The following is a 20112-nucleotide window of genomic DNA, read 5'->3' as shown; positions in this document are numbered from 1 at the left end:
TTCCATTGGGGATCCACTAATGACACCTGCTTTCTTAGATTTTGCTTCGTAACCAAATCTTAAGAAGATTGTGTAATTAACTGGATCCCTTTTTTCTTAGGTCCTAACGCCTAGCATTCCACCATTAACTGGGAACAACCTCATTAGAGAACCCTTTTGAGTGATTTTTAGTAGTGTCGAAAAATTTCATCTAATTTTCCCGAATTTCGAAGTGAACTCAAAGCATGTTGAAGAAGCTCGATGTCCTTGCCGGAAAGTTTACGAGAAACCATGACATACTGACCTTGTGCTCCAAATACCGCCGGAAGAATCCTGAACTTTCCCCTCCATGGCGGCTCATTTAAAGTATGCTGCAAACCTAAATCTACTAGAAAAAGGAAACGTCCTTTTCCGCTTTCCAATTTCTTAAGATTCTCTTCAACTAAAGACGCGGAGGCATCCAGATTGAGACCTGGATCTCTTTCTAGAATCATTTGCATGGCTGTTCCATGCAAAGTTAAAATTACGTTATCGGATTTTCCCCGAATATCGTCGAACGTTTTAACTTTGGTTGAATCATTCCTACGAACCACCATCATAAATCTCATTATATAAATTGGAATGTCTATAAAATAGAACTTCTTTTCTCGTTCAGGAGTTTTGAAGGCTGATATAAAGACATCTAATTTGCCAGACTGAAGATCGGCCTCAATTTTTGGAAATGTACATAGCTGGTCGTATCCTGTAAACTCAATTTTTTTATCTATGTCTTGTAGAGCTCTTATGATGTCCACAGAATATCCCTGAACACGGCCCCTTTCCTGCATACCTTTGGGATAAAAATCTTGGATGCAAGTTCGAAAAGTGGTTGCTCGGCTCGTTGTCGGGAACAAGAGAATATAGGTAAAGAAGATAAGACAATCTTTTATTCGATTCATGAGTTTTCATATCTCCTCTTCATCTGAAAGCGAAATTCATAGGAACTTAGAAATGTTAATAGGTAGATGCAAGATTCATTTCGAGCTTTCACTTATTGCAAGAATGCTCCTGCATGTTCCTACGTTGATAAACAGTTTGCAATGGGTTGGCGCGCTAACATGGCATTAAATTCTGAATTTGAATCTGGAATAGAGGTCTTATTATGCCTCCGAAAACTAAGAGGTTTTGAACATCCAAAACAGGCGAAAATTTAGAACCATTGCATTCTTTTATTTAACTTTGTTGATTGACCTGCTCCACCCCTTAACTTATGGCGGAGAGGGCGGGAGGCTCGTAAATAGCTGAAATCACTCACGCTGATTTTTCGACCCTACCAAATCCTACCACACCAAACTTGTTGTCGGCTTTTGATGCCCTTAAGGGGGCCTTAGGCCCTATCTATAGGCATCGAGCCGAACAACTTGCGACTCATTAAAAGTTGGAATTTCATAACCGAGGCTGTTTGTAGCACCTTGCAACTCTATCCCTGCGCGTCGATTGTACATGTCCGTTGTCTCAGAATCACTGTGTCCAACGATCGCCATAACCTTTGATAACGCCACTCCCTCGGCAAGCAAGTTTGTAATAAACGTAGCCCGAAGGTCATGGAAGCGGACTTGGGTGATCTTGATTCGCTTACAGAACTCTCGAAGAACCTTCGCCTGATCCCCGCGTTGCCATTCATTGAGCCTTGGTAAGACATGGGGCTCATTAGGCTGGGATTTAAGCTGCAATTCTCTTAAGAATACCAGAAAGTCATCGCTGATAGGCACCACTCGATTTCGTTCGTTTTTGGTGCTCTTTAAGCCGTTCTTACTGCTCCAAGATTTCGTTACGTGAATCATCTTCCCTTCAAAGTCCACATCAGACCATAAAAGGGCGAACATTTCCCCGGATCGCATCCCGGTTTTTAAGGCCGTGACCCAAACAGGGTAAAAATGATGACTCGTAACCTTGGCTTCGGAAAGAAGCTTATCCACCTCAACTCGGTTTAAGACTTCTTGGTCATTGACTGGAGCCTTCACCGTCACCCCCGCACAGGGATTTTTAGCAAGCTCCTGACTATCTATGGCCATTTCAAAAATCTTACGCACGAGTTTTAGTGTATGCTTCCGACTATGTGGTGTTGTTCCCTCCGGCATTTTTTCAAAGATCAATTCTCTGACATCATCTTGCGTGATGTTTTGAATATCCTTTGATTCCCAGACCGGGAGAACATATCGATTTAAGCACTTCTCGTAACAGTAGTAAGTTGATGGCTGGTATTGCTTTTTTAAACTCGCCAGGCACCGATCAAGCCAATTCTTCCAAGAAAGAGCTGGCTTTTGATTGATGAAACTTTCGATTTCTTTTTTTAACTCGAATAAAGCTTCTTCAGCTTTTCGCTCAGAGGTTAATCCTTGGCGAGAGCGAAAGATTTGCTTTCCATCTCGGTTTCTCATTTTGACTTCGACTAGAAAAAACTTTTTACCATTTTTTGTATACGGCTTAATTGCCATATCATGCTCCCTTCGAGAGCAGGCTGCTTAAGTCAGCAGTACAAAATCGTAGGCGGCTTCCCAGCTTGTGGAATTTTACTTGCCCGCGACACACTTTAATTCTTAAAGCATTCGGGGTAAGTCCCAAAAACCGGGCGGCCTCAGTCGAGGTCAACCATTCTCCAACTTCTAAATTTTCAAAGAACTTTTGCTCTGATTTTTCAGAGCAACTTATAGAAACAACTTTCACATGGCTCCGATAAAAAATCAAGTTTTATGGAGAGAAGAAATCTCTAAAATGCTTGATGGCATTAGCTTTCAAGCGTTTTAGATTCGTTATCTTCGACTTGATTTTCAATAGATTGCTTTTCATTTGCGCTAGCTTTGCGCTCACGTTTCTCAAGTGACATCTTTATTTTCTCAAGCGGCTTACGTTTGAGCATTAAATCTTCAAGGCTCAAAGTCTGCCCTTGGCGCTTGGCCTGACGGACCTTCTCGATAGCTCGATTAATCCAACGAAGCTCGTCGTAATATTCAACACCCAGCAAATTAATTTGGGTCTCGGTCAATTCCGCTTCCTGGTGACGAAGTAAAAAATTAACCAGATCACTTTTGGTGAATTTCACAAGACCGTCGTAGCGCTCATTGAGCTGACTGAGCCAGTGATCAAGTTTACTTGCTTCAGCGGGCCTCAACACGACACGCTCGATGGCCTCTCCAGTGGCGGGGCTTGCAGCTTCTTCGTTAGGTGCTTTTGATTTTAATTTGCCCACGACGCCCCCTTATCAATAAAATACTTCCAGTGCCCGCCAGTCATTGTAAGACCGTCGTCTTCAATTTTGTCTGGTATCCAAATTTTTCTGACGACGGGTTTTGTGAGCTTCGGCGAAGCCTCCGGTTTTTCTTTTTCACTCCGGCTAGAATTTTTCGGTGGCGTCTGGCAAGAGGTAAGACACACGCAAACACAAATCGAAAAAATCAATCGAATCAATGAAACCTCCAAATAAGAAATAAAAAATAAAATATTTTTTGTTCATTCAGTCTTTAGTGGCGTGAATTATGGGTAAGGATTAGTTACGAAGCAGATGTTGATTTTAATTCATAGGGTCTATACGGGTATAGAGTTAGAAAAATTAGGCGGCGTGCGCCTCACTCTAACGTTTTGAAACCCATGGGCTTTTCTTTTTTGAAAGGAAAATTTCTTGAATTGTACCATCCCCAGGTCTTACCCGCTCCTGCCCTGGATCTTCCCCAGTCCTTGCCATGTAGATCTCACGAACAGTTTTATTTTTTTCTCGTCCTGATCTTACAGGTGCTTGCCATCCAAGTTTTTTAAAATCATCCAAAAGGACAAAATGATGGGTCTCAAATCTTCGAAGCTTGGCAGAATTCAGACACTCAAAAATCCTCTCCATGAGTCTAAAACCGTCGCAAAGCCAAAAAACTACATCTGTTCTAGAATCAAGTCCGTCATAATAATATCCTGATTTTTGATAACGAATGAGCGGCTTAAGATTTAAATCGACTTCAATAGCGAATACCGAATCAAATTTTTCATTCTTAATTCTGGTAAATCCATCCGGAAAATGATCTCTAGATTTTGGCACCCAATCAGGTAGAAGGCTATCATCGCTGCATTGAAGTTCTTGCTCTGTGAAAAACTCAACATCAGGACGAGGATTGATGGCAAATTCTCCAAGTTGAAAGGCGGTCCCCCAATAGTCATGGGCGACACTTTGAGCTGCAAAGCGATTTTCTTTTAAAAATCCCAAATCATATTTGAGATATTCAAATCCTTTTTTTGATAATTGCAGGACAGAAAAATCAAGATCTGATCCGTCGCGCTCAATTATATATCCTTCAGAGATCAAGCGTCGGATTTTTTTATAATAGCGCTTGTGAGAAATATCATCAAAACAGATCTTTTTTGCCGCCGTATAGCTTAAGACCTTCCATTTCCAAATGGCCTTTAGAAGAAGGGCCTCAGGCCTCGGAATTTTCCGAAACGGGGAGCGAGTTGAGTTGATTTTCACTTTTGTCTTTCTCCGTTTGAGTGTTTTGGTTCCAATATTGGTCGATAGATCCTCGGACATTTATCACATCCTCCTCGGTTAACAGGGGCGCTTGAACTTCCACCATCTCTAAGCCATGCTTCCAAATGGCGCGGCCCTTATATTCTTTGTTCAGGTCGGCTGCGCGACTGTTACCAAGAACAATAGTACTTTGGTTAAAATGGCTCACGGCAAAGCACACAACGCCTGACAAGTTGGCCTTGATTGTTGGATCGAGGTTTCGAGCGTCTGGCTTTTGCACACCTACTACCAGATTAATTCCCACGGCACGTCCCATTCGGGAGATCCGATTTAAAGTCGAATTGATTTCAACGAGATCACTGTTGGCTTTTCCTTTAAAATTCGGCATGAGCTCCGCGATCTCATCAACCACGACGACAATACGTTTTTCCCGCAGCTCTTTTTTCATGACTGATTTATTGTACATTTCTAGATTTCTGGCCTTGGCATTTTTAAAGGCTTGCATCCGAATATCTAACACACGCTTGATCTCAGCCATTTTTGTCGCCGCAGTGCTAAAATCATCTATGCATTGAAGATTGCTAAATCCAGAGAAAACTTGGTTTTCCATTCCGGCCTTAAAATCTAAATAGTAAATTTCGATTTCATCGTTGTTTGCTAAAAGAATTGTGAGCATCATGCGAATGAATGTGGATTTACCGCCGCCGGATTCACCGGCCACCAAAAAGTGCGCGATATCTTTTAAGTTCGCCTTAATTTCGCCCCGGTAGCTTTTTCCAATGGGAAAAGAAAAATCTTTATATGTATAGATATTGTCGATGGTCCACAGCGCTGGCATTTCTTCAGTAGTGTAAACGATATCCACAAATTCTTTGTTGCCTTCAGGATTTTCCATTTTGGCTATATAGATGTTAAATTCGCTTTCAAGCGTCGGTTTCACGTTCACGAACGAATCCAGTGGAATGCCACTGGCGCGGACGCGAAGTTTTCTTCCGAATTCATCAATGGGAAGATCAGAGTAAAACTTTGGCTTTTCTTTAAGCCTCGTTTCAAGGCCCGCATTCGTCCAAATCCGATCAAGCTTTGCTACGGTTGCTCTCCGCTGAAGGAGGCGATAAAGTCCCCAGCTATAAAATCCAAAGAAAAGAGAAAATAGACCAAGCCAGTCCCTGAATTTTCCCGCCGGTACAAGTAAACGATGCTTATGACAAAGTGAAAAGACCCAGCCGTCGACGTAAATCATCAGCGAGAGGCTCAGAAAAATACCAATACCAAGACAAAGATATGTCGGAAGAGCATGGGTCTTACGGCCAATGTTAATTTCGCGAGCAATATCCCAGGTGAGGGTTTTTATAAAAACAAACAGATTTCTAACAAATACAAAAAGATCAGGTTTTGCTACAGGAGCCTGTGTCTCAGACAAAATAAAACCTCCAATAAAAAAGAAAAGCCCCTTTTTAGGAAGAGGGGCCTACTGTGGTTGAAATATCGAAACTTAAAGTGAAAAATTATTTCTTAGGAACTTCGTCAAAAATGACGAGCGCCGTTGTTGAGTGGGCCACTTCTACGCGGGAGTCAGAGGCCTTCATTTTTTCAAGCATATCTTTTCCTACTTCACTTGTGGCTGTCGTGACCCCGGTGAGGGCAGCATCGCGAGCACTAGGTCTACGTCGTTCACCGGGCATGAGATTTACGTCTTCGCGCATTCCGTCCGCCATACCGCCAAGGAAGATTAGCCCGGAACTAGCGGCAAGCTTAAAAGCGTAATCCGATATTTTCTTACCGCGAACCCCTAAGATGCGATCTTCTTGATCATACGCCAAAGCTTTGACTCGCAATGTACTTCGATCTGGCAAAATGGCCTTAGAGAATTCCATAAAAAGACGATCATCGCTTGAAGTGCCAACCCCCAAAAGGACCGTCCTAGCCGGTAAAATGACGTCGCCGTCGGATTTAAGGTTCTCTGTTAGAATGGCCTTAACCATGCCGGTCGCACCACCACTGACCAGAGTCACGAGAGTTTCAGATCCGGCAGGCACCCCAGGCTGAACTCCAAGGTTCACCGCCCGAATGCGTTCAATTGCCGGATACGTACCCTTTCTTGCTGCAGAAATAGCGCGAGCTTTTTCTTTTTCTGTGGCTAATTCTTCTTCTCGATTCATCACTTTCGGTATGTAAGTGGGAGGAGTCGCTTGTCTAAGCTCTGGCGGAACAAAAGCCGTGTCGACTTTTTGTTTTACTTGTGGCCGAAAAAGACCGTAGCCTTGAAAGATTAAAACCAAAATGCCGAGGCACCAAATCGCAATTTTGACGGCGTTGCTTGTGACTTTTAATTTTCTGCCCTCTGTAATCATCAACCATCTTTTTGGACGCCATGAGTTCCCGGACTCTTTGATTTTAGGTTCGATCATTTAAAGTTCACCTCAAATTGATCCTCTTCAGGATCTTTAATAAAAATTATGTCGTCACCTTGGCTTGGCACCGTCACAACATCAAAGGCACACCTTCGCTCGGCCATATAGACGAAGACGTTGGTTTTCGCGTTTGCCCTAAGGGCCTTGATTGCAAGGTCATTCTTAATCTGCTTAAAATCAAAACTGCTTTCTCCTGGCAAAATTTCTTTTGGTTTTACTGGAAAACTTAAGACCGTGAGTCTTCCTAAGGCTACTCGAATTTTCTGGGTCTTGTTTTCATCGCAGGGAAGCGAGCGTTGTTTAGCTCCTAATTTCGTGGCATCAACTTCTTCAATTGCAAACATGATCGCAAAAAATAAAATTCCTAGTAAGACCCCTTGAAAAAATTTGGTGTACTTCACTTTTTCACCTCGGTCTGTTCAGTTATTTCAGAAAGTACGAGCCCATAAGGGTTTCCCTCGGATCTGCTGCTGGATTTCAGTTGAACTTTCAATGGAAACTTAAATGTTGATCTGATGTCGCCAACTGAAATGAGTCGGTCGGCGTCCACAGTAATTTGATCTTTATCAAGGGTGACACTATTGACGATCACTTTTTGCTTCATGTTTTGTTTTGAGAGCTGAGCTTGTTCTTTTTCTTTAAAAGCACTTTGCTCGGTCGTTAAAAAAAGCGCATCATTCCAACCAGTGTTAAAACGCGCTTTGATGGCCTCTTCGACAAAGGCCTTGATTTCATCGTCTGTTGGCTGGGGCGCCGATTTCTCGACCATTCGTGAATAACAACTGCGCTGAATGAGAATTGGGTCTTTCGTGCCGACTGCCATGACAGTGATGCAAAGAAAAATGGCGATGGCCAAAATCACAAAAACAATAGCCTTCAAAAAATGATTCTCTTTTTCAAGAGAATCCCACGATGCATGAAACTTCATGCAAACCTCCAATGGGGTTAGAAATTAGAAATTAAATTTCGCAAAAAATTTAAGATGACTGAGAAAAGTGAGATTTATTCCTCACTGCTGGAGTCTTCCTCTCTATCACTGCTAGTCTTTTTCTTCTGGCCACGACTTTTCCCGCTGGCAAAGTTTGCAACTTTGCGAATAGGTTTATTCCAGAGATAACTCTTCGCTACTCTGCGGGTTGCATTTAACGGGGCTGCCGCTTTCGTAGCAATACTTCCTGGAGTCATGGAAGCTGCTGCCATGAGTGTACTTCCAAATCCATCAGCGACTCCGGCAATTCCACCACTTAAAAAGGCAGAAGTAATTTTCGGAATAATTAAAACTGAGAAAATCAACATGAAGTTTACGATAATGGCCGTAAGAAAGTTAATGTCATGATCGGCTTTGTTGATGTCTGAAAACGCAAAACTCCAAAGTAGGCAACACATCACACACCACAAAATTTTCCAAACACAAACCTGAACCAGGGATTTAAAAAGCTCTCTCGTGGCACCCGCCGTAGACGGTAGCACATAGAGTGCAATTAAAACTGGCGACATCACGTAAAGAAGCATCCAAGCATAGACGAAAAATGAATCCGCCAAGTACACGGTCACGTAAAGAATGAAAAAACTTAGCAGCGATATAATGACGAGCACCATATCTTTGATACTTACCCAGGAGAAGCTTAAGGATTTAACCTTATCTCCAAGGCGATCAAGAACGTGGCTAAAATCATTAAGACCACCAAGTTCTGTCACCACAGCGTCCGTAAAACTTGCGAGTAAGTTCATGATCTCTGGCAGCGCCACTAGTAACAAAGCGGCGATAAACACCCGGCCAACGAGCTGCGAAAACTGAGGAGTGCCACCGAGTGCAAATTTAAAATATTCAAGTAGCACCCCTAAAAGCAAAAGCACGGTCATAAAAAGGTAAAACAGATTCCCAAACACCTGATGAAGGGTCTGGGCTTCTGTCGCGAGCCATGAGGTATCCATATTTTAAAACCTTGGAAAAATAAAATTAACTTGTTTTGCCTTCATGGCAGAGCCGAGGGCGTCGGCCTGCTTTAAGTACTCGGTCGTTGATTCTTTATCTTTTTTGTTCTGAACGGCTAATCCTTGAGCTTGCAGTTTTAAGCCAGTGGCTTGTGCCCGGATTTGCTGATTCATGACATGTACTAAAACGCCTAAGGATTCGGCGGTGAGTTTTTGTGCGCCACCGGGTGATACCTCGTGGGAGAACGTCTTTATCTTTTCACCGATTTCATCGAGATTTTTAGTGTAGTCATAAAGAGCATTATTAAGGTTAATAGCCTCTGCCACCACCTGATCGGTATCCTGCTCGGAAACTTTATTTGGAGACGGTGTCACAACTCCGTAGTTAGAACGAAGGATCGCGACAATCTCCTCCACTTTTTTAAATTCTTTATAAGTGCCAGGGTCCATGTAGGGGCCAAGCGTATCAAGTGCTGCCAAAGAATCATTGATCCCCCGGTTAAGATCACGCATGAGATTAAGTGTGTCTTCGCCGGTTTTTAGGATTTTCTGAAGCTCATAGAGTTGCTTAATCGCTTGAGCCAAAATTTGAATAAGGGTGGCATTTTCCTCGCCGAATATGGATGCCTGCGCAGGAACACCTGGTAAACTGAGGGCCACAACTATGGCAAAAATGAAAATTTTCTCCATCACGCCGCCTCCCCACCGCCGACCGAAGCACCATGCGCCCTCGTATTTGCGGCAAGCCTAATGACTCCAAGATCATTCAAATTTGGGTTCTTGGCTTTTAGCTCGTTCATATAAGCGATGTCAGCGGGGTCCGTGGTGAAAAGCCAATACTCAAGTGGTACGGATTCAATGCGAACGACCTGGCGTTTATCTTCCGCAATCAAAAAGGCTTCTGAAAAATAGCCCTTTTTTGATTCAAGATTCGAAATCAAATCCATTTCCCGGTCATTGAGGCCCAGCACAGCTTTGATATTTTTCTGGTCAGCCCCTTTTTGGCGTAAGATCCATTTCAAAGAACTATTTGGCATGATGGCGCCTGCGACTTTACTTTTTATAAAATCATCCATTCCTTGCGAAACTCCGATGGCGCTTGCTTTGTATTTTCGAAATGTGCGGAAAACATCGCCGATAAAATTAGCCGCCGATTCGTCCTGAAGAAGCCGCCAGCACTCATCAAAAACCGTGAATTTCATTTGCGTGCGGTCTTTTTGAACCTCTCGCCAAATCAAGTCCGTAATCAGGAACAAACAAACTGACTGAAGATCGGGATAGCTATCGAGGTTTTTAAGATCAAAACACACGACGTCTTTGCTAAGACCTACAGTTGTGGGTCTATCCACAAACTTTCCAAATGGAGAGTCCCCACACCATAGGGCCAAGATTCTTCCGAGGCGTTTTATTTCTGAATCTGTATGAGCTAAGAGGCGTTTTTTAAGATCAGAAAGGCGCGGATTTGGCTCCTCATCCAGTGTCACTTTTATAAGATTCTCTAGCTCCGCACGCTCAAGTTTGCCGAGCGCACTTTTCCCGGATTCTTTGGTCATGAGTTCCACAAGGGCTGAGAGATACTTAATTTTCTGATCGTATCGTTCTGGGTCCGCCTTTTCTTCAGCACTCATATCAAAAGGATTAATAGAGAGATTGGATTTAATCCCCAAATCAATATATTGCCCGCCAAGATTCTCGCACACTCGACGGTAACTTCCGCCGATATCTAAAATAAAAACGGTCGGCTTTTCCTTCATCATCTGAGACAGAAGCGAGTTTACGAAGTAGCTTTTTCCGACGCCGCTACCACCACTAATGATCATGTTTGAATTTCCAAGCTGGTCCGAAAATAGATCCAGTGGCAAAAGTCCGCCGTCTCTATCTCGCAGTAACACCTTCGGCTGCTCATGCCCTTTCCAGTTTCCATAAAGGGGCATAAGATCAGAAACCACACTCGTATTGACTTTAAGGGTTCGCTCTTTTGCAAGTACTTGCGGAAGGGCCACAGACTGAAAAAGATCAAAGGCATAGATAGTTTCAAGCATTCCCTCAGCACCATTTAGTTTTCGAATGAGCGAGAGCGTATCTGAAACCTGCGTATCCAAAACCTGCAAATCGGGAGATCTCAAAATAATTTGCATGGAAATTTTAAAAACGTGCTCAGATCCTTGAATCATTTCCTCCAAAATGCCTTCAAGGTCTCTTAGTTTTGCCTGGGATTCGAGATCAGCGACGCCTTTTTTACCGACAGTTGCGGCATAGGCCATGCGCCTTTGAAGCTGCAAAGTTGAAATTTCTTTTTGCTGGTCAAGCACCTCAATGGAGAAAAAGAGCCTTGATTCAAAAGGCAAATCTTTAAGCTCTTTTGCCATCGAGGCAAAAGTGGTCTCAGGCAGCATTTTTAGTGAAATCACTTTGTGATAAACTGAGCCAAGCGAAAAGTTATCAATACCAATCACTGCATCAGTGAGCACGATTTGATCCCTAACATCGTCACCTGAGATTTCTGCGGGGCCTACCGGGCGATCTGGGTTCCACTGCGTGTAGATTTTTCCGAAAGTCTCAGTTTCATTGAGTCGCCGAGCTTTAATCTCTAGACTTGCAAATTGGGTAATGACCGTATCAAGAACGCGTTCAAATTTGTTAATCTCTTCGTTAAGAACTGACTCTTTAAGGGGTACTGTACTTTTTTTGAAAAACGGAATTGAGAATCCTTTTTTCTGAGGCGGCACCTCGAACTTTTTTCGTAGGAAAACAAAAAGACTTTGTTTCGGAAGCTCACCGTTTTCATCGAGGTTAGTGAATTTAGAAATCCTAGATGCAACGATTTCTTTTTGAACGGGTGTCAGATCAGATTTTGCGAATTCCCCATGGGCATGGATTAGGTCATCACTTCCGCCCGTGATTTCTTGCATGAGCTGAATGGAAAGTCCTGTCGGTAAGCCATTTAAAAATTGCCTGATGCGATTTTTTAATGTGTTAATGGTATCGTCATCTTCACAGTTCACATCGATCATCGGGATCTGAAAGCCCGCACCGAGTGAGAAATCCTTAAAAACCATGACGCCTTTTTCAAAGCCCCAGAGTTCAAGGCGATTAGCGAGACTTGCGTCTTGCATATTTTCCTTTCTGTTTTATTTTTAGTAGTGCATTGGGTGAAGTTGCACGTGGCCACGCTTTAAAAACACCGGGCGCAATTTGAAAGCGAATCCAGTGAAGAAGATAATTCTCGGCTTTTCCCATCTTCATAATTCGAAGAAGGGCCGCTACGATTGCCACAGGCCCAAAGGTGAAAAATAATTTCATCGAAGAATCGGCGAAGACGAAATTAAGTACACATAAAAGAACACTCATTAAAAATAGGTCGACTACTTCAAAGCCTAAAATCAGCGTCTTTTTCTCAAGGCACTTATAAACGGTCGATGACTCAAGAGCCATGCAAGCCCTCCCTAGTGAATAACACTCTGGATAAGACTCATGATGGAACTTGCGCCAAAAGCGACCGCAGCACCAATGCACGCTAAGATCATATGATTTCGTCCATTGGGGTTGCCGCTAATATAAGAAATACCAGCAAAGATAAATCCTAGAGTTGCAGCAATAGGAACGAAGGTGCCGACGAGTTCATTTTGCACGTTACGAAGAGACCCCTCAACGTCGGCAAGAGCCAACACTGGAAAAAAGAGAAAAAGGCAAAGCAATGCCCTTTTAGCAATAAATTGCTTACGCATGAAAACCTCCGAAAATGTAAAAAGTGGCGTTTAAGAAATAAAACGCCGGAATGGAAAGGGACCGGCCACGACTGATTCGTGGCCAGTAAGTTGAAACAAATTAGGCAGCCTGATCGGTTCTGGAATCGAAGTGATAATCTTCGGGCTCAAGCTTTAGGTAGAAAACTTGTCGTAAATCTGGAAGATGAAGCTCTAGCGTGTTGTTCTTTGAAACATAGACGCCGGAACCAATCTTACAGAAAAATCGAGGTGGTTTATTTTCACTTGTGGCACAGCCGGAAAAGATCACAAATTCCCAAGGTCGATCTCTGTGGGGAGCAATGTAATACGGGATACCTGGTAGAAGACGCAGGTAAAGAACGTAGTGGGTTTCCTTTAATTTTTTGTAAGCCGAACCCACAATTCTGTAAGGACGCTCTGCCTGTGTGTGACTAACCACCAAAAACCGCTGTTCCATTTCAGTTGTGTCCATAGGGTCCTCCTTTAGGAATAAATTTTTTAGATTCAAGCTTTTCAAACTGAGCCAAATCAAAATCGCGCGGTTGAAGCCATTGGCGGATTTTGACAAAAAGTTGACGAATAAAATTTTTCATAAATAACTCCCGATGAAAGCGATCTGATCAGTGGCTAGAGCTTTGCTGATCTTTAAAGCAGCGCGGTCGATAAGCTCATTCGCTCCGTCCCAGGACATTCCCATCAGATCCGCGACGCGGGCGATGGGACGTGGGGAGACAAAGCGAAGCTCAATCGCTCGTCGTTCAAGGTGACTTAAGCTGCCGATGACCAGGTCTAAAGCCGACAGGTAACGGATACTCATGTTGCGTGCATCAAACGGGCACTGGGCGGTTGATTCTTTATGTCTTCTCATTTCAATCATTTGTTCCCAGTTCATTTGAGATAACTCCCGTTGAGATCTTTCAAATAAACTTCGAGGATTTGTTCTTCACGGCTGAGATGTTGAGGATTCATTTTTTGCGAGCCTCCTATAAGGTAGCTGGGAGTGTTCACGCTGTTTTCAAGTAACTCCTTGATAAGACCTAAGGAATTGGCCTTGATTTTATGAATCCGCGACGGAGCGAGATCTTCGATTTTAGCAATTGTTCGAATTGATTTATTTTCCCAGTAATGAAGCCGGATGACTTTTCGAGGACGCTTTTTAAGTTTCTTTACTGCGGTTTCAATTTCTTGCTGAACTGGCAACGGCAGCAACTTATGACGGTTCCAAAGTCCTTCCGTTTCTTTTTTGCAGACATCATCGTACTCGTTGGTAGTGTCGACTTCGTGATCAGAGGGCTCGGATTCCACAGTGGAATTTAAGAACTCTTCCCAAGTCTCTGGGGACCAGTCTTTTGATATTGCTTTGAGTTTTTCATCTGAAAAAATCTTTCGGTCTTGATCGAGCCAAGGTTTGCTTGTTGACGTTTTCACTTTGCACACTCCGTTTTGTTGGGCTCGCGTAATTGCGAGACGGAGAGGCACACTTGCGAAAAGCGATGAACTATGCCTGAACAGGCATAAGCGTTTGGAAATAGGAATGATTTAGTTGAAATTGTAGGCGTGACGGATTTCCGTCATGACGGGAGAAATGACGAACCGTCGTCATATGACGACGGGAATCCGTCACGAAGTGAATTTGTTATTTTAGATAAAGATATGGCGGATAAAAAACGAAAGTGATTTTAGTGGGGAAAAAGCCTACCGGCTGCGGCAAGCTGCAAAGAGCAACGACTTAGGAATGATCCCAATCCCTAGCTCAGAGGAAATTTCTAGAGCCTTTGGGTTTAAGTAGTCACTTGTTGCTAAATAGGTATTGCTGTTGTTTCCAAGCATTCTAATAACATCCACACCTGAAATAAGATCTCCTAGGTGCAGATCCACAAGCCGCGAAAACTCTAGAGCCTCTGGCGTAGATTCAATCCAACTAAGCAACGCATGAGGGGTGTTAAAATATTTTCTTTGTCCCGGGGTCTCTGCCCAGGCTAGCTTTTGAAATTCAATTTCATCATCGAGAATGGCCATTTTGTCAAACGAGTCTTCACTGGGCATCGCTCTAAAATGTGCCTTCATGGTGACGAGGGGTAGCTTTAATTGAAAAACAGTGCCCTTGGGAGATGATTCAGCAATAGAAACAAAACCGCCGAAGCTTTCTGTTTTAGTTTTTACGAATGAAAGGCCTTCGCCGGTGCCGCTTATTTTTCCAAAGGTCGCCCCACGCTCAAACAGCCTTGGTAAAATTTCTGGTGCAATTCCACTGCCTTGATCTGCGATTTCGATTAAAATATGGCCTTTGAGATGCCGAACGCCAACACGTACAACCGAAGATGCCGGGCTTGCTTCAATCGCGTTCTGTATCAGGTTCGCAATTACGCGGCGAAGGTAATTCGGCTCGCACATGATGGGGCTTAATTTCTCCTGGTTATATTCAAATTCAATTTTTATATTACTACGCCTAGCAAGAGTCCCAGACTTCTCATGAACCACATCTTGAATTGCGACTTCTGCAATTTCGATCTCAAGGTTATCTTTTGATGTGACTGTTTTGATATTTTTATTCTGATCTAGGTCGCTGATAATTTTCTCTATAGAAATAATCGTGTGACGGATAGCAACCGATTCATCGGGAAGATCTTTAATCCCTCCAGCCGTAATTTTAAGAGCGGACAAGGGACCTTTTAAATCATGCCGAACCATTGCCACCATATTCGCAAATTTATCAGCTCTGATTTTTTCTTCTTCAAGTTTTGAAACTAGATTATTGCTCTGAATAAGTTCAGATTGCTTCTGTGCCAGTGATTTCTGTAACTTCTCAACATCGGGTTTAATATTAGAGGCCGAGTTTAAAAATACTTTAGCAAGAAATCTTGAAAAGAGACTTGATTTGATGGTGGGTTCGTTTTCAAGGCCTAGGCTTACACGGATTTCTCGCAGAACTTGTCCGAACCAAAGTGCTCGCATCTGGCGCAAGACGAAGCTCAGAACTACGTACATCGATAAAATAAACATAAACGCTGCTGCCAGTTTTTCGATAAGGGAAGGGCTTAAAATCGCTTCGTCTTGAAATTGAAAAGATATTTCGTAGTCTGGCCGGTTTTCGATCTGACAACTTTGCGTATATATACTGCTGCGATTTAAAGAAGCGTGTGCACCAACCTCTTTTTCTCCACGACGAACAAGAATTTCCACCGGCAGACCCGTGCTGTGTTTATGCCAAAATGAGTACAACTGATCATGCACATCGCGGGTAGAACCCGCCTGCGCACGTGCTGAGACGATATCACAAGCAATGGTCGCTAGCTGATGGATGTTTTCATGCCGATTTTTAATCGAATCCCATTGCGCGAAGACGGCGCTAACAGCGGAAATTATCAACACTAAAAATAGGCGTTTTGCCGTCATAAAACGGGATTCCTTCCCGGATTGCGAGATGAAAGGTCAAACTTATCAAAAATTCCTTTGATAAGTTCCGAATCAGCCTCTTTAAAGCGATCCATGATAAGAAGGGGTATTAGCTCTTCTGACCAGCTGTAAGCACCATACAAAGGGAAATCAAGATTCCACCGATCAGATAAATTAAAGGTTTCAATTTTCATGACAGGATTAGATAAAGCCTGAACAAAACCACCTTCTACAAACTGTGGCGGTTCATGCGGGGTCATCATCCAATTTAAAATGCCTTGTTCTATGGGCATGAGTTCCTGTGGAGCATTTGATTTTGCTAACTTCAAAAACGGCTCAATTTTATCAGTAGCCTCGAAAACGGCATGAGACCAACGAGTCGAAGTGGCAAATTGATCGCTCTTGCCAGCAAAGTATCCAAATGAAATTCCGGGAAATCTTTTGGAGGTTGTTAGAACCATACCCGCACGTAAATCATTTATCGAATATTTCGATGCAACGAAGGTCAAAGTCTCCTCGCCAATTTGGACTTTCTTTATAAATTCAAATCCGCTCCAGCCAGTTTTAAAAAAACTGTACTGTAATAGATGACGTTCTATTACTTCTAATGAAGCTCCGAGCACTGCTTGCTCTTCAGAAAAATGAATCGCAAATCCATTGGAAGTTTGTAAAGCTCGGGGAACATGTGAGAACTCTTGAGAAAATACTTCATGCATAAGGCGGCGTTCATAGAATTCGGCCACTGCCTTTACATGGGCCTTTCTTTTAGTTGGAGCCCTGCCGAAGCCCGCGACTTTATGGCGCTGAGCTTGTGTCAAAAAATAGGTTTCGCCGTTTAAACTACCTTCACGTTCAAAAATATAAGCGTCACCTTCTTTAGCAAAATGCTGAAGAAGCCTTGTCTCAGCGACAATGCTGGGTAAATTCGCTATATCGTGTGACAACGAACGAGCAGTGGTCATCGTTTGGTAATTCTCCAAAGTTCGACCTCGGCATCAGCCGGAGGTTGATCGCCGACGCTGAGGTTCTTTTTATACATCATCTGATGGCACGATAAGAATAAAGGAACTGCGTACTGGTTCTTAAGAAGGTCTTTCTGATAGTCTCTAAGTATTTCCTTCTTTTCGGGTGATAACTCTGGAGTTTCGGCCTGGGTTAAATCGATTTTAGGACCGCGCACTTCCCCGGTTATATAGCGAAGTTGGACTGCTGGGTAGCGTTCGGAGGCGGCATACACACCGAGAACAAAATCGATTTCTTGAGGAGCGTCGCCTTTTTCAAGAGAAGAGGACCATTCGTCACGCGTGAGCTCAACAATTTCGACTGTGATGCCGCTCTTTTTTCCAGCGTCCTTTAAAAAATCGTAAAAGCCTTTGGACAAATACGTCCAAGGAACGCCGACTCTCATCTTACTTACTTTTAAATCTGAAACCTTGGGAAGCTCGGCTAGATATTCAGTTCTTGTTAATGCCAAGCCTGGGTCGAATGGCAAAAAATTGTCGGCTGCAACAATCCCTTTATCCGTATTCGTATCCCAAAGGGTTTGAAGATATTCGCGGGGTATCAGATTTTTAGAAGACTTGCCAACGGCGTGAAGATACAGCAACGTCGCCGGTGCTGATCTAAATATATCAACGCCTAATTTGTCTAACGGAGTTGAATCATAGGGATTATGACTTCTTATTGCGATATCAATTCCGCCACGCTCAAGCTCAGCCATAACTTTATCAGCAGCCATGGTTTTAATTTGGATAAATTTGGGTGAAGACGGAAACGCCTGAGAAATCGGATTTTCTTCGTTACGAACGAGATTAAACCCCGTGTCCGTAATTTTATCAACTCTGTAGGGGCCGGAATATTTTGTAGGATTGATATCAAGCTTTTTGGAATCTATGTCACCCGCAAACCAAATGCCGGTTTCGGGAGATGACATTTGCAGTAAAAAAGATTCTGCTTCCTTTTTCAGTCGGATATCAATGCGCTTTTGACTTACGGCTTTTAATCCCGAGCATTCATCCTCAAGACTTTTGAGATGATCACAATCTTCTATATAATCCCACAGCGGAAAATGCGTTGAAGTTTTTTTGATTAAGAGCCGCTTTATTGAATTCACAACGTCTTGAGCCGTAATTAAAGTTCCGTCACTAAATTTTGCATTTTGTTTGAGTGTGAAAGAGTGAACACCGCTTGAATAGATCTCATAATCGGCCAGAAGAGACTTAAACTTTCCATCGATATGGTCAAATTGAGAAAGTCCCGATGAAATATGACCAAGCACATACCACTGCCCCGTGTTTTTTATACGGGCTGGGTCTGGCAGCGTCGCTGTGACAGGCATGTAGACTTTTAAATTTTCAACCTGAGTAGTCATGAAAGCATCCTTCAAAAAGCCACGAGCTAAAAATGCTGTGGCTAAAACAAATAACAGTACCGCAAAAATAGACGAGCGATTCGCTACTTTCATATGCCAGATGAGGTTTCAGATGTGGGTGCTTGATTTACGTTTTCAACATCTTTCGGAGGAGTTTTCTGCTTTAATTTTTCGAGCTCCTCGGGCAATTTATCCTTTTGGTCGACCAGGTCCTGTATACGGATTTGCTCTGCCTGGCTGAGCGACTGATATTGCTGAATATCAGCTGCACTCGGGTTGGCTGCTAAATTCCACGCGAGACCTAGTAATGCGATTTCACTGAGAGCCATATACTACCTTTCAGTCCCCAAATATTGATGGGGATTAATTTTAAGTTTTTTCAAACGGTCGTTAACAGTTGTTCGGGGAATACCCAAGAAAGCCGATGCATCCGCAATGAAACGAGATTTTTTTAACGCCTCGATAATATGATAGCTTGTAATCGAATCAACGATGACATCCAGATTTGCTGCGGACTTTTCTTGCTCAGGTTGGGATTCCGGTGCCACTTTTGTCTTAACAAATGCACGGAATAACTCTGGCTCGATTATTTCATTTTCTGAGTTCATTACCAGTCGCTCAACAATGCGCTCAAGATCTCGAGCATTTCCTGGCCAGGAATAGCCCTCCATGTCTTTGATAGTCTGTGGATGAAGGGTTCGGGACCGCTTGTGTATTCTGGAATATTTTTCTGCGAAGAAGTTTGCAAGTGGCTTAATGTCCTCACGTCTTTCATCAAGACTCGGAATTCTCAGTTCAGATTTTGCAATCCTGTAATAGAGATCGTCCTTAAACTCTCCGCGTTCAATCATTTCCAAAATCACAGGTTTTGCCGCTGCAACTAAGGTGACATCAAATGGAATTTCGGGACCAGCACTGTCACCAAGACGTCTAAATTTCATCTCCTGCAATGTGCGAAGCAACTTACTTTGCGCATTGAGTGACAGACAATGAAGTTCATCTAAAAATATCACGCCGCCGTTAGCTACTTCGAAAACGCCACGCTTATCTTGATCAGCACCCGTGTAAGCGCCTTTTTTACAGCCGTAGAGTTCGGCTTCTACAAAATGCTCTTGGCCGGTTGTGAACCGAGTACAATCGACGGCATAGAACGGCTTACCCGGAATCTGAAATGCTTTAGCAAACATTTCCTTTCCCGCGCCGGTGGGCCCAATGATTAAGAAACGTGACTTAAACTGACGATAATTTTCCGTGAGCTTTACAAGAGAGTGAAGCGCTTTGGATCTTCCAACCATTCCAAAAGCGCGGATCTCTGCTTCTCTTTTTAATTCATCCTCGAATGTGTCTTCTACGACAGAATTTCCACTGACGGCAAGTTCAGCAAGAATACGACGAACGATTTCCATGATTTCTTCAGGTTCTCCGCCTTTGAGAATAAATTCTTCCGAGGACCCAACTTGAAGCATGTTTCTGTAAAATTCGGTGTTTTGATGTCCGCTCATGAAAGCGAACGCCTGATACGGGTTTTGCCTTTTGATTTTTTGAGCGATATCAGCCCCGGTGATTTCAAAACCTTTGAACTCATAGTCGATCAACAGAAGATCAAAATCCATTTTTTCTTGGGAATAAATTTTAAAGCCATCGGCGGGACTCGCCGCCAAGGTCGAGCGAACGCCATTTTTCTTCAATAGCGATTTCAGAGAAGTAGCAAAACCTAAATCATCATCAATAATCAGGATGTTTGCACCCATTAAGCCCCCACGCTTTGAGTTGCTCGTTTTCTATGCAAAATGGGGGACA

22 protein-coding genes are annotated in these 20112 nt (G+C 43.2%); all 22 read right to left on the bottom strand.

Annotated features, from left to right (window positions below; all coding sequences use genetic code 11):
- Nucleotides 1–167: 167 nt before the first annotated feature.
- A complete protein-coding gene (locus tag VF412_RS17080; protein ID WP_331340477.1) occupies nucleotides 168–917 on the bottom strand; it encodes a substrate-binding periplasmic protein in 750 nt (249 codons plus the stop codon).
- 435 nt (nucleotides 918–1352) lie between these two features.
- Complete coding sequence (locus VF412_RS17075; RefSeq protein WP_331340476.1) at nucleotides 1353–2456, bottom strand: site-specific integrase; 1104 nt, start codon at nucleotides 2454–2456, stop codon at nucleotides 1353–1355.
- 1 nt (nucleotide 2457) lies between these two features.
- Nucleotides 2458–2685, bottom strand: a complete 228-nt coding sequence (locus VF412_RS20100; protein ID WP_414640844.1) for a helix-turn-helix domain-containing protein — start codon at nucleotides 2683–2685, stop codon at nucleotides 2458–2460.
- Between the two features lie 61 nt (nucleotides 2686–2746).
- Nucleotides 2747–3208, bottom strand: coding sequence for a hypothetical protein (locus VF412_RS17070; protein ID WP_331340475.1), 462 nt, complete (start codon nucleotides 3206–3208; stop codon nucleotides 2747–2749).
- Between the two features lie 381 nt (nucleotides 3209–3589).
- Nucleotides 3590–4306, bottom strand: a complete 717-nt coding sequence (locus tag VF412_RS17065) for a hypothetical protein (protein ID WP_331340474.1) — start codon at nucleotides 4304–4306, stop codon at nucleotides 3590–3592.
- A gap of 112 nt (nucleotides 4307–4418) precedes the next feature.
- Nucleotides 4419–5891 carry an FtsK/SpoIIIE domain-containing protein gene (locus VF412_RS17060; protein WP_331340473.1) on the bottom strand — a complete coding sequence of 491 codons (1473 nt, stop codon included), beginning with the start codon at nucleotides 5889–5891 and terminating at the stop codon, nucleotides 4419–4421.
- A gap of 85 nt (nucleotides 5892–5976) precedes the next feature.
- Nucleotides 5977–6879, bottom strand: coding sequence for a TrbI/VirB10 family protein (locus VF412_RS17055; protein ID WP_331340472.1), 903 nt, complete (start codon nucleotides 6877–6879; stop codon nucleotides 5977–5979).
- Complete coding sequence (locus VF412_RS17050; protein ID WP_331340471.1) at nucleotides 6876–7283, bottom strand: hypothetical protein; 408 nt, start codon at nucleotides 7281–7283, stop codon at nucleotides 6876–6878. The genes VF412_RS17055 and VF412_RS17050 overlap by 4 nt, the downstream gene beginning before the upstream one ends.
- Entirely contained in the window at nucleotides 7280–7810 is a 531-nt protein-coding gene (locus VF412_RS17045) for a hypothetical protein (RefSeq protein ID WP_331340470.1), read from the bottom strand. Before VF412_RS17045 ends, VF412_RS17050 begins: the two co-directional genes overlap by 4 nt.
- Nucleotides 7811–7884: 74 nt before the next feature.
- Nucleotides 7885–8817, bottom strand: a complete 933-nt coding sequence (locus VF412_RS17040) for a hypothetical protein (protein WP_331340469.1) — start codon at nucleotides 8815–8817, stop codon at nucleotides 7885–7887.
- Between the two features lie 3 nt (nucleotides 8818–8820).
- Nucleotides 8821–9510: a hypothetical protein gene (locus tag VF412_RS17035; protein WP_331340468.1), complete on the bottom strand. Its 690-nt coding sequence runs from the start codon at nucleotides 9508–9510 to the stop codon at nucleotides 8821–8823.
- On the bottom strand, nucleotides 9507–11933 hold the full coding sequence (locus tag VF412_RS17030; RefSeq protein WP_331340467.1) for a VirB4 family type IV secretion system protein: 2427 nt from the start codon (nucleotides 11931–11933) through the stop codon (nucleotides 9507–9509). Before VF412_RS17030 ends, VF412_RS17035 begins: the two co-directional genes overlap by 4 nt.
- A gap of 330 nt (nucleotides 11934–12263) precedes the next feature.
- Complete coding sequence (locus tag VF412_RS17025) at nucleotides 12264–12545, bottom strand: TrbC/VirB2 family protein (protein ID WP_331340466.1); 282 nt, start codon at nucleotides 12543–12545, stop codon at nucleotides 12264–12266.
- A gap of 100 nt (nucleotides 12546–12645) precedes the next feature.
- Nucleotides 12646–13017: a hypothetical protein gene (locus VF412_RS17020; protein WP_331340465.1), complete on the bottom strand. Its 372-nt coding sequence runs from the start codon at nucleotides 13015–13017 to the stop codon at nucleotides 12646–12648.
- Nucleotides 13004–13138: a hypothetical protein gene (locus VF412_RS17015; RefSeq protein ID WP_331340464.1), complete on the bottom strand. Its 135-nt coding sequence runs from the start codon at nucleotides 13136–13138 to the stop codon at nucleotides 13004–13006. The genes VF412_RS17020 and VF412_RS17015 overlap by 14 nt, the downstream gene beginning before the upstream one ends.
- A complete protein-coding gene (locus tag VF412_RS17010) occupies nucleotides 13135–13413 on the bottom strand; it encodes a hypothetical protein (protein ID WP_331340463.1) in 279 nt (92 codons plus the stop codon). Before VF412_RS17010 ends, VF412_RS17015 begins: the two co-directional genes overlap by 4 nt.
- Before the next feature lie 20 nt (nucleotides 13414–13433).
- Nucleotides 13434–13973 carry a sigma factor-like helix-turn-helix DNA-binding protein gene (locus VF412_RS17005; RefSeq protein WP_331340462.1) on the bottom strand — a complete coding sequence of 180 codons (540 nt, stop codon included), beginning with the start codon at nucleotides 13971–13973 and terminating at the stop codon, nucleotides 13434–13436.
- A 267-nt stretch (nucleotides 13974–14240) separates the two neighbouring features.
- A complete protein-coding gene (locus VF412_RS17000; RefSeq protein WP_331340461.1) occupies nucleotides 14241–15941 on the bottom strand; it encodes a HAMP domain-containing sensor histidine kinase in 1701 nt (566 codons plus the stop codon).
- Nucleotides 15938–16903, bottom strand: a complete 966-nt coding sequence (locus VF412_RS16995) for a hypothetical protein (protein WP_331340460.1) — start codon at nucleotides 16901–16903, stop codon at nucleotides 15938–15940. Before VF412_RS16995 ends, VF412_RS17000 begins: the two co-directional genes overlap by 4 nt.
- Nucleotides 16900–18312, bottom strand: a complete 1413-nt coding sequence (locus VF412_RS16990; RefSeq protein WP_331340459.1) for an ABC transporter substrate-binding protein — start codon at nucleotides 18310–18312, stop codon at nucleotides 16900–16902. The genes VF412_RS16995 and VF412_RS16990 overlap by 4 nt, the downstream gene beginning before the upstream one ends.
- 89 nt (nucleotides 18313–18401) lie before the next feature.
- Nucleotides 18402–18641: a hypothetical protein gene (locus tag VF412_RS16985; protein WP_331340458.1), complete on the bottom strand. Its 240-nt coding sequence runs from the start codon at nucleotides 18639–18641 to the stop codon at nucleotides 18402–18404.
- Nucleotides 18642–18644: 3 nt separating this feature from the next.
- Complete coding sequence (locus VF412_RS16980) at nucleotides 18645–20063, bottom strand: sigma-54-dependent transcriptional regulator (protein WP_331340457.1); 1419 nt, start codon at nucleotides 20061–20063, stop codon at nucleotides 18645–18647.
- Between the last annotated feature and the right edge of the window lie 49 nt (nucleotides 20064–20112).

Origin of the sequence: Bdellovibrio sp., from assembly GCF_036384735.1 — a bacterium.
Taxonomy (GTDB): domain Bacteria; phylum Bdellovibrionota; class Bdellovibrionia; order Bdellovibrionales; family Bdellovibrionaceae; genus Bdellovibrio.
This window is presented reverse-complemented; position numbering and strand designations above follow the sequence as displayed.